This is a genomic window from Synechococcus sp. GFB01, from assembly GCF_001039265.1.
Taxonomy (GTDB): Bacteria; Cyanobacteriota; Cyanobacteriia; order PCC-6307; family Cyanobiaceae; genus NIES-981.
In genome coordinates, this window is sequence record NZ_LFEK01000072.1 from 1 (window position 1) to 8,463 (window position 8,463).

Below are 8,463 nucleotides of genomic sequence, written 5' to 3' on the forward strand. Positions count from 1 at the left end.
CTCGCCCAGCCGCACGGCCGTGCCGGTTGCGCAGGCCATCAGCATGCCGCCGGCCTGGCCCAGCACCTCCACGTCGACCCGCACGCCCACCACCGCATCGGCGCCGAGCAGCCTGGCCCGCCGTTCCAGCTCCTCGAGTGCCATCTCCCTGGCCCGCTGCAGGGTGGTCTCGTAGGCCCGGGCGCGCCCGCCGATCAGGTCGCGCACACTGGCCAGGATGTCCCGGAACAGGTTGGCGCCCAGGATGGTCTCGCCGTGCACGAGACCCAGGTAGTGCCGGATCCGCCGGCCCTCCACGCTTGGGGTGGTGGTGATCAGCATCGGCGGCAGGGCCTCCCTCAGCCGCGATCCTGGCCCTGGTGCTGCTGCTGCTGCTGCTGCTGCTGCGCCTGCCAGCGGGCGAAGAGATCCGGGCGCCGCTCGCGGGTGCGCTGCTGCTGCTGGTCCAGGCGCCAGCGGGCGATGGCGCCATGGTCGCCGCTGCGCAGCACATCCGGCACGGCCATGCCCCGGAAGCTGGCCGGCCGGGTGTAGTGGGGGTGCTCCAGCAGGCCGGCGCTGTGGCTCTCCTCCTCCAGGCTGGCCTGGCTGCCCACGGTGCCCGGCAGCAGCCGCACCACGCCGTTGATGATCACCGCGGCCGGCAGTTCGCCACCGGTGAGCACGAAATCGCCGATCGACACCTCCTCGTCGGCCAGTGCGCGGATGCGCTCATCGAAGCCCTCGTAGTGGCCGCAGATCAGCACAAGCTGGTCGCAGCCGGCGGCCCAGCGGCGCAGGTCGTCCTGCCGCAGCGGCCGGCCCTGGGGGCTCATCAGCAGCACCCGCCGCCGCAGCAGCACCGGAATCGCCTCCACCGCCGCGAACACCGGCTCAGGCTTGAGCACCATGCCGGCGCCGCCGCCGTAGGGCTCGTCGTCCACCTTCCGGTACCGGTCGGTGGCGTAGTCGCGCGGGTTGTGGGTGTGCAGCGAGGCGATGCCCGCCCCGAAAGCCCGGCCGATCACCCCCAGCCCCAGCAGGGGCGCGAACGCCTCGGGGGCCAGGCTCACCACATCGAGGCGCATCAGCCGGCAGGGCGGCTGACCCGGCGGATCTCGGAGCTGAAGCTGGCTCGGCCCGGGCCGCCATCGGCGCGGCTTTCCACGGTGGAGCGCAGCCGCAGGTTGGGCTTGGTGAACCAGATCCGCTCCCGCACCGTGCCGGCCGCGCCGGCCACGGTGAGCTCGAGACTGCCGTCCGGCCAGAGCTGCCAGGTGCCTTGCTGCTCGCCCACCTGGAAGCTGCCATCGCCGGCAAACAGCAGCTGGCGCGGGGACTCCCCCTTGGGGCCGAGGCTGAGCCCCCCCGGGGAATCGGCGCTGCTGGGCTCCAGGTAGACCACTACCAGCTCGCCCCGCTCGCTGCTGTGCCACTCGTCGCCGTTTTCCCCTTCCAGGCCGGCATCGAGGGCGAAGCGGCTGCGCAGCCCCATCCATTCGCCTTCGCAGAAGCGCAGGAAGGCGCCGATCTCCAGGGGCGGGAAGTCGGCTGGCTGCCCCGCCTGGGCTGGGGTGGGCGGCTGGCTGGTGCTGGCGGTGGGCTCGCTCATCTGCCGATTCTCTCAGCCGCCTGGCATGGTGCTGCCCACCCAGCTCACCTGGGGGCCATAGCCGCTGAGGCTGCGATCGGCGGTGAGCAGGGTGATCCCGCTGTGGATGGCCTGGGCCACCAGCAGCCGGTCGAAGGGATCGCGATGGATCCAGGGCAGGCGCTGCACCGCCAGGCAGTGGTCCGCGTCGATGGCCAACTCCAGCAGCCCCTGCTGGCGCAGGCCGCTTCGCAGCTGGGCGGCGTCCACCTGGAAGCCCGGTTTGCCCAGGGAGGTCTTGATCGCCACCTCCCAGAGGCTCGCCACACTGAACAGAAAGGGACGGCGCCGATCCCGGAGGTCGGCCTGCAACGCTGCGGGCAGGCGGGCCGGGGTGATGGCCAGCCAGAGCAGCAGCTGGGTGTCGAGCAGCTGCTGGCTCTGGGTCGGTCGGTTCCGGGAGGACTCGGCCATCAGCCGAACATCGCCTCGATGTCGTGCTGGAAGTCGGCCTTGAGGTCGCAGTCCAGCACCGCCGCACCCTGGAGAAAGCCGAGTTGGCGCTGCCTGGGGGTGTCCTCCACCGGCACCAGCCGCACCAGGGCCTTGCCGGCCCGGGCGATCACCACCTCTTCGCCATCGAGCGCCTGCTCCACGTAGCGGGAGAGGTGGGTCTTGGCGTCGTGCAGGTTGACTTGCATGGGTGAAGCTTAGCCACCTGGGCGGCTAAGCTGTCGAGAGGTCTTCGGGGCAGGGGCTGGGCCCGCCGGCCTCACTCCCCCCGATAGCCGAGTTCGGCCAGCCGGGCGGCGCTGCGACGCCAGTCGGGCTCCACCTTCACGAACAGCTCCAGATACACCGGCCCGCTGAACACCTTCTCCATCTGCAGCCGCGCCCCCTGGCCGATCGTGCGCAGCATGCGGCCGCCCTTGCCGATCAGGATCCCCTTCTGGCTGGGGCGCTCCACCAGCACGGTGGCGAGCACGGCGGTGCGGGGGCCGTCGTCGACCACCCGGTCGATCGTGACGGCCACCGAATGGGGCACCTCCTCGCGGGTGTGCTCGAGCACCTGCTCGCGAATCAGCTCGGCCATCAGCAGCTGCTCGGGCTGGTCGCTCACCGCATCGGCGGGATAGAGGTGCGGCCCGGGCGGCAGGTCGGCGGCCAGGGCCGCCACCAGCGCCTCGGCGCCCTTGCCGGTGAGGGCGCTCACCGGGTGCAGGGGCCAGGCGAGCGGCGGCTGTGGGGTGGGGAGACGAAGTCGCCGCGGCCCTCCAGCAGCTCGCGGTAGCTGGCGGCCAGCGGCTCGGCCCGTTCGGGATCCACCAGGTCGTGCTTGTTGAGGGCCACGTGCACCGGGGCGCGGCAGTGGCGCAGCAGCTCCACGATGAAGGCGTCGCCGCGGCCCGCCGGTTGGCTGCCGTCCACCAGCAGCAGCACCACATCCACATCGCCGATGGCGCCGCGGGCCGTTTTCACCAGCCGCTCGCCGAGCAGGTGGTGGGGCTTGTGGATGCCGGGCGTGTCGAGCAGCACCAGCTGGGCCGTGGGCGTGGTGAGGATCGCCCGCAGGCGGTTGCGGGTGGTCTGGGCCACCGGCGAGGTGATCGCCACCTTCTGGCCCACCAGCCGGTTGAGCAGGGTGGATTTGCCCACGTTGGGGCGGCCGATCAGGGCCACGAAGCCGGAGCGGAAGGGCGCGCCGCCCGCCTGGTCATCGCCGGCGCCCCGGTTCGGCAGCGGCGGGGTGGTTCCCAGCAGCCGGGCCGATTCCGCCGGATCCGGAATCGGCAGCAGCACCCCCTGCTGCTCGGTTGCGGACAACGGCGGGGGAGGCGCAGCCGATGGCTGGACGGCGGAAGGGTCGGCGGTCTCGGAGCTGGTGTCCATACCTCTCACACTGCCAGCCCGCCGCTCGCAGGGCTTCCATAGCCTGGGCGGGCCGCCACCGACTGCCCGCATGACCGCCAGCAGCGAACCCACCTTCCAGCAGGCCATGGAGATCGCGGCCCAGTGGCTGGAGCACTGGGAGAGCGGCGAACTCAGCGATGAGGTGCTGGCCGATCGCGTAGCCCACCTGGTGGCCAGTCGCGACGGGGCGCGGGGCTTCTTCGTGGTGAGCCTGGCCGGCGACTGCCCGCTCATGGACCGGTTGCCCGACCCGCTGGTGCTGCAGCTGCGCCGGGCCGGCGAGGGGGTTGTGGACCTCTCGGCCCGCAACCTGGCGATGAGCACGGCCATGGCCCTGCACCATCAACGGGCCGGTGACGCCGGCCAGCAGGCCGCTTCCCGGCGGGTGGCGGCCCGCTGCACCGAACTGCTGCGGCTGCTGGAGCCGGTTGCCGTCAAGCAGCGGCTCGAGACCCTGCTGAGCGCAGCACGCGACGGCACTGGTGCTGACGTGGCCTTTCTGGATCGATGGGGCTACGACGCCGGCCAGAGGGCCGCGATCACCGAGGCGGTGCTGGCCGTGGCGGAGGTCTGAGACGGCCGCTGGGGACACTGAAAACCCATCGGGCCAGCCAACAGAAAAGCACCCCCGCAGGGTGCTCATGATCAGCCTGAATTGGGAGAGAGGCTGCTGGAGGTTTGTCAGGTCACTCCCGGCGACCGCCGCCGTTGAGGGCGATGATCAGGCGCAGGATGAAGATGAACAGGTTGATGTAGGTGAGGTACATCCCCAGGGCGCCGGAGAGGTACTGATCGTCGCGATAGGTGCGCGGCATCGTGTAGAAGTCCACGAAGGCGGCGCCCACGAACAGCACCGTGCCGAAGCCGGCGATCAGCAGCTCGAAGGTGCCACCCAGGAACATCTGGGGAGCGAAGATGCCGCCCACGATCTGCACCAGCATGGCGATCACCAGGCCGAGGATGCCCAGGCCCACCACGGAGCCGAGGGCCTGTCCCACGTTGTCGCTCATGCGGCGGCCGGTCACCGAGGCCACCACGAAGGTGATGCCCGTGGCCAGGGCGGCAGTGCCGATGGCGCCCACGCCGGCCACCGAGAGGGCGTAGGCCACGATGCCGCTCAGCGTGAAGCCGGTGATCAGGCTGTAGGCGCTGAGCAGGGGCAGGGCGGTGGCGTTGTCGCCCTTGGCGGCCACGTTCTGGGCCACGAAGAAGAGGATGAAATTGCCGATCAGGGCCACCCAGAAGAGCGGCATGAACAGGGCGGCGTTGCTGGCCATCAGGGCCAGGCCGCCCAGCACGCCAGCGGCTGTGAGCACCATGCCGCCGCCCACGTAGGGCAGCGCCTTGTTGACGACATTGGGCCCCACCAGCGCGCTCGACTGCGCCTGACGGATCGCCTCCTGGAAATTGCTGCTGGCGGGCATGACGCCACCGGTTCTCAACTCCGTCCATCCTGCCAGCGCCGGCCAGCCAGCGGCAGGGTCAGCGGCGCCGACCCGGGTGCGGATCTCCTCCCTGCCGGCGCCGGTCGCGCTCGGCGTAGGCGGTCACCAGCCGCTGCACCAGCGGGTGCCGCACCACATCGGCGGCGCTGAGGCGGCAGATCGCAATCCCCTCCACGCCATCCAGCACCTCGGCCGCCTCGCTCAGGCCGCTGGTCACGCCAGCCGGCAGATCAACCTGGGTGGGATCGCCGGTCACCACCATGCGCGAGTTCTCGCCCAGGCGGGTGAGCACCATCCGCATCTGGGCCGTGGTGGTGTTCTGGGCCTCATCGAGGATCACGAAGGCATCGGCCAGGGTGCGGCCGCGCATGTAGGCCAGCGGCGCCACCTCGATCACGCCCTTCTCGATCAGGCCGGCCGTGCGCTCCTGACCCAGCAGGGTGTGCAGGGCGTCGTAGAGGGGCCGCAGGTAGGGATCCACCTTCTGCTGCAGGTCACCGGGGAGGAAGCCCAGCCGCTCGCCGGCCTCCACCGCCGGGCGGGTGAGGATCAGCCGCTCCACCTTGCGCTCGGTGAGCATGCGCACCGCCAGCACCGTGGCCAGGAAGGTCTTGCCGGTGCCGGCCGGCCCCAGGGCCAGGGTGAGGTCATGGCGCTCCATGGCCTCCACGTAGGCCTTCTGGTGCAGGGTGCGGGGGCGAAGCAGCTTGCCGCTCTGGCTGCGGGCCAGCACCTGACGCCCCAGCTCCTGGTGCTCCGCGCTGCGGCCGCTGTCGAGAGCCTGCAGGGCGGTCTGCAGGTCGACCGGGCTGAGACTCTGGCCCTCCTGCCAGATCGGTCGCAGCAGTTCCACCAGCGACTGGGCGCGCTGCAGCTGGCTGGGGCGACCCTGAATCAGCAGATCGAGACCCCGCAGCACCAGCGAGGCCCCGGTGAGGGCCTCGAGGCGATGCAGGGTCGCTTCGGCCTCTCCGCCCAGGGCCAGGGCCGCGGCGGGTGAGGGCAGACTGATCGTGGTGCTGGAGAGCCCAGAAGGCTGGGCCATGGGGCCGGTGCCGCTCAGGCTTCGGCGGCCTCGTCGGCGGCAGCCTCAGCAGCAGCGGCGGCTTCCGCCGCGGCCTTGGCTTCGGCGGCTTCCTTGGCCGCCTGTCTGGCGGCCGCTTCCCGGGCTGCAGCCTGCTTCTTCTGACCCACCACCACCGAGGCGCGCACGGTCTTCTCGACCAGGCCGCCGCGCTCCAGCAGGGTCAGCACGGTGTCGCTGGGCTGGGCTCCCTGGGCCAGGCGGGCGCGGATCGCCTCGGTGTTGAGGCGGGTCTCCTTGGTGCGGGGGTTGTAGAAACCCAGCTCCTCCAGGGGGCGGCCATCACGGCGGGAGGTGCTGTTGCAGGCCACCAGGCGGAAGCTCGCTTCCCGCTTCTTGCCGAACCGCTTCAGGCGGAGCTTGATCATCGTGGCCTTGCCGCTAAGTGTCCAAACAACCAGTGTAGCCGGTGGGGTGCCCCTGCCCTGCCCTCACAGTTCTCCGAAACCCTTGCGCTTCTTGCCGGGCTTGGCCGCCTTCGCCGGGCCGCCGCCCCGACCGCCACGACCGGCGGGCACGCCCCCCATGCCTGGGAAGCCGCCCATCCCGGGAAAGCCCCCCATGCCGGGCATGCTGGGCATCCCCGGCATGCCGCCACCGCCGCGGGTCATCTGCTGCATGAAGCCGCGCATCTGCTGGAAGTTCTGCAGCACCTTGTCCACATCCGCCGGGGTGTGGCCGCTGCCGCTGGCGATGCGCCGCCGCCGCGAGGGGTTGGCGGCCAGCAGATCGGGGTCGCGCCGCTCGGCCTCGGTCATCGAGCAGATCATCGCCTCGATCTTCCTGAGCTGCTCCTCGCCCTGCTTGAGCATGCCGTCGTCGATCTTGTTCATCCCCGGGATCAGCTTCATCAGGCCACCGAGCGAGCCCATGCGCTTGATCAGGCGCATCTGCTGCACGAAGTCGGAGAAGTCGAAGGTGGCTTCCTGAAGCTTCTGCTGCATGCGGGCCACATCGGCCAGCTCCACCTCCTTCTGGGCCTTCTCCACCAGGGTGAGCACATCGCCCATGCCCAGGATGCGGCTGGCCATCCGCTCGGGGTGGAAGGGCTGCAGCGCCTCCACCTTCTCGCCGGTGCCGATGAACTTGATCGGCGCGCCGCTCACCTTGCGGATCGAGAGGGCGGCACCGCCGCGGGAGTCGCCGTCGAGCTTGGTGAGCACGGCGCCGGTGATGCCCACCTGCTCGTGGAAGGCGCGGGTGAGCTCGGCGGCCTCCTGGCCGATCATCGAATCCACCACCAGCAGCACCTCATCGGGGCTGCAGGCCTGCCGGATCCGCACCATCTCCTCCATCATCGACTGATCGATCTGGAGCCGGCCGGCGGTGTCGACCAGCACGGTGTCGAAGCCTTCGGCCCTGGCCTTGGCGATGCCGGCCGCGGCGATGTCCTCCGGCTTGGCCTCGGTGCCGAGGCTGAACACCTCCACGCCGATCTGGCCGCCCAGCGTTTTCAGCTGCTCGATGGCCGCCGGGCGGTACACGTCCGCACCCACCAGCAGCGCCTTGCGTCCCTGTTCCTTGAGATGCAGGCCGAGCTTGGCGGTGGCGGTGGTCTTGCCGGCGNCCTGCAGGCCTGCCATCAGCACCACCGCCGGCTCGCCGGGCTTGCCGCCGGCCGCCANGGGAGCGTTCTCGCCGCCCATCGTGTCCACGAGCTGCTCGTGCACCACCTGGATGAACTTCTGATCCGGGCTGATGCCGCGCACCACCTCGGCACCGAGCGCCTTCCTGCGGACTTCGTCCACGAAGTCGCGGACCACCGGCAGGCTCACATCGGCATCCAGCAGGGCGCGGCGCACGTCCTTGAGGGCGCCCTCGATGTTGGTCTCGCTGATCGNCCCCTGGCCGCGCAGGTTCTTGACGGCGTCTTCAAACCGCTGGGAAAGCTCGTCGAACATCAGGACGCGGGGCGGCNGGGGGGCTGGCGGCGGCTGCCGCGGATGAAGCGATCGTAAAAAGGCGGCACCAGGGAGCCGCCAAGGCACCGGATCAGCCGGATCAGTCGGCCGGCTGGAAGCTGGCCAGGAGCCAGCGGTCGTTGTCGCGGGCGAACACGTAGCGGTTGCGCAGTTTCAGGGTGGTGGGCTGCCCCACCGGCTGGCCGCCGCCATCGAGACGCTGGTCGCTGTAGTCGAGGGTCACCAGGACCGCGATCCGCCTCGGGCTGCGGTCCTCGATCGACAGCGACCGGATCGTGGTGCTGATCCGCTGGGTCTGGCCCTCGGCNGCATCGCTCCGGCGCTCCTCCTGCACACGCTCCACCTGGTTGCCGCGGGCCATCGACGCCAGGGGGATGGCGCTCTCGCGGCCGGCGAGCACGGCGGCCTTGCCGGCCAGCCAGGCGTCGAGGAGTGCCTGGAGTTCGGCCTCGCTGGGCTCGGCCGCGGCGAGCGGCGCGGCGGCTTTCGGCGGCGCCGGCGGTGGCTTGGGTGCGGGCGCAGCTGCGGGGG

General features: G+C 71.0%; 11 protein-coding genes and 1 pseudogene. 1 reads left to right on the forward strand and 11 read right to left on the reverse strand.

The window, feature by feature from the left end; genetic code table 11:
- From SYNGFB01_RS08865 to era, 6 genes and pseudogenes are all read right to left on the reverse strand, one after another.
- Positions 1 to 321, reverse strand: a 321-nt coding sequence (locus SYNGFB01_RS08865) for a heavy metal-binding domain-containing protein (protein ID WP_048017760.1), incomplete at its 3' end; no start/stop codon positions are given.
- Between the two features lie 17 nt (positions 322 to 338).
- Entirely contained in the window at positions 339 to 1,067 is a 729-nt protein-coding gene (gene trmD, locus SYNGFB01_RS08870) for a tRNA (guanosine(37)-N1)-methyltransferase TrmD (protein WP_048017761.1), read from the reverse strand.
- On the reverse strand, positions 1,067 to 1,591 hold the full coding sequence (locus SYNGFB01_RS08875; RefSeq protein WP_082325962.1) for a phycobiliprotein lyase: 525 nt from the start codon (positions 1,589 to 1,591) through the stop codon (positions 1,067 to 1,069). Before SYNGFB01_RS08875 ends, trmD begins: the two co-directional genes overlap by 1 nt.
- A 12-nt stretch (positions 1,592 to 1,603) precedes the next feature.
- A complete protein-coding gene (locus SYNGFB01_RS08880; protein WP_048017762.1) occupies positions 1,604 to 2,044 on the reverse strand; it encodes a type II toxin-antitoxin system VapC family toxin in 441 nt (146 codons plus the stop codon).
- On the reverse strand, positions 2,044 to 2,271 hold the full coding sequence (locus SYNGFB01_RS08885) for a type II toxin-antitoxin system Phd/YefM family antitoxin (RefSeq protein WP_048017763.1): 228 nt from the start codon (positions 2,269 to 2,271) through the stop codon (positions 2,044 to 2,046). The genes SYNGFB01_RS08880 and SYNGFB01_RS08885 overlap by 1 nt, the downstream gene beginning before the upstream one ends.
- Before the next feature lie 71 nt (positions 2,272 to 2,342).
- Positions 2,343 to 3,310: pseudogene (gene era, locus SYNGFB01_RS08890) on the reverse strand (GTPase Era).
- Positions 3,311 to 3,530: 220 nt separating this feature from the next.
- Here era and SYNGFB01_RS08895 point away from each other — a divergent pair.
- The gene (locus SYNGFB01_RS08895) at positions 3,531 to 4,055 is read left to right on the forward strand and encodes a hypothetical protein (RefSeq protein ID WP_048017764.1); all 525 of its coding nucleotides are present in this window, start codon (positions 3,531 to 3,533) and stop codon (positions 4,053 to 4,055) included.
- Between the two features lie 112 nt (positions 4,056 to 4,167).
- Here SYNGFB01_RS08895 and SYNGFB01_RS08900 read toward each other — a convergent pair whose 3' ends face one another.
- The 5 genes from SYNGFB01_RS08900 to SYNGFB01_RS08920 all read right to left on the reverse strand — a co-directional run.
- A complete protein-coding gene (locus tag SYNGFB01_RS08900; RefSeq protein WP_048017765.1) occupies positions 4,168 to 4,905 on the reverse strand; it encodes a Bax inhibitor-1 family protein in 738 nt (245 codons plus the stop codon).
- A gap of 58 nt (positions 4,906 to 4,963) precedes the next feature.
- Positions 4,964 to 5,971, reverse strand: a complete 1,008-nt coding sequence (locus SYNGFB01_RS08905; RefSeq protein WP_048017766.1) for a PhoH family protein — start codon at positions 5,969 to 5,971, stop codon at positions 4,964 to 4,966.
- Positions 5,972 to 5,985: 14 nt separating this feature from the next.
- Positions 5,986 to 6,378, reverse strand: coding sequence for a 30S ribosomal protein S16 (gene rpsP, locus SYNGFB01_RS08910; protein WP_048017767.1), 393 nt, complete (start codon positions 6,376 to 6,378; stop codon positions 5,986 to 5,988).
- A 63-nt stretch (positions 6,379 to 6,441) separates the two neighbouring features.
- Positions 6,442 to 7,911, reverse strand: a complete 1,470-nt coding sequence (gene ffh, locus SYNGFB01_RS08915; RefSeq protein ID WP_048017768.1) for a signal recognition particle protein — start codon at positions 7,909 to 7,911, stop codon at positions 6,442 to 6,444.
- Between the two features lie 100 nt (positions 7,912 to 8,011).
- Positions 8,012 to 8,463 (reverse strand): ARC6/PARC6 family protein (locus SYNGFB01_RS08920; RefSeq protein ID WP_048017769.1); only part of this gene is annotated, 452 nt, incomplete at its 5' end.

Bases quoted from the DNA above. Each gene is read 5' to 3' on its own strand.
- SYNGFB01_RS08880 (WP_048017762.1), bottom strand. From the start codon at position 2,044: ATGGCCGAGTCCTCCCGGAACCGACCGACCCAGAGCCAGCAGCTGCTC.
- SYNGFB01_RS08875 (WP_082325962.1), bottom strand. From the start codon at position 1,591: ATGAGCGAGCCCACCGCCAGCACCAGCCAGCCGCCCACCCCAGCCCAG.
- trmD (WP_048017761.1), bottom strand. From the start codon at position 1,067: ATGCGCCTCGATGTGGTGAGCCTGGCCCCCGAGGCGTTCGCGCCCCTG.
- SYNGFB01_RS08885 (WP_048017763.1), bottom strand. From the start codon at position 2,271: ATGCAAGTCAACCTGCACGACGCCAAGACCCACCTCTCCCGCTACGTG.
- SYNGFB01_RS08905 (WP_048017766.1), bottom strand. From the start codon at position 5,971: ATGGCCCAGCCTTCTGGGCTCTCCAGCACCACGATCAGTCTGCCCTCA.
- SYNGFB01_RS08900 (WP_048017765.1), bottom strand. From the start codon at position 4,905: ATGCCCGCCAGCAGCAATTTCCAGGAGGCGATCCGTCAGGCGCAGTCG.
- SYNGFB01_RS08895 (WP_048017764.1), top strand. From the start codon at position 3,531: ATGACCGCCAGCAGCGAACCCACCTTCCAGCAGGCCATGGAGATCGCG.
- rpsP (WP_048017767.1), bottom strand. From the start codon at position 6,378: ATGATCAAGCTCCGCCTGAAGCGGTTCGGCAAGAAGCGGGAAGCGAGC.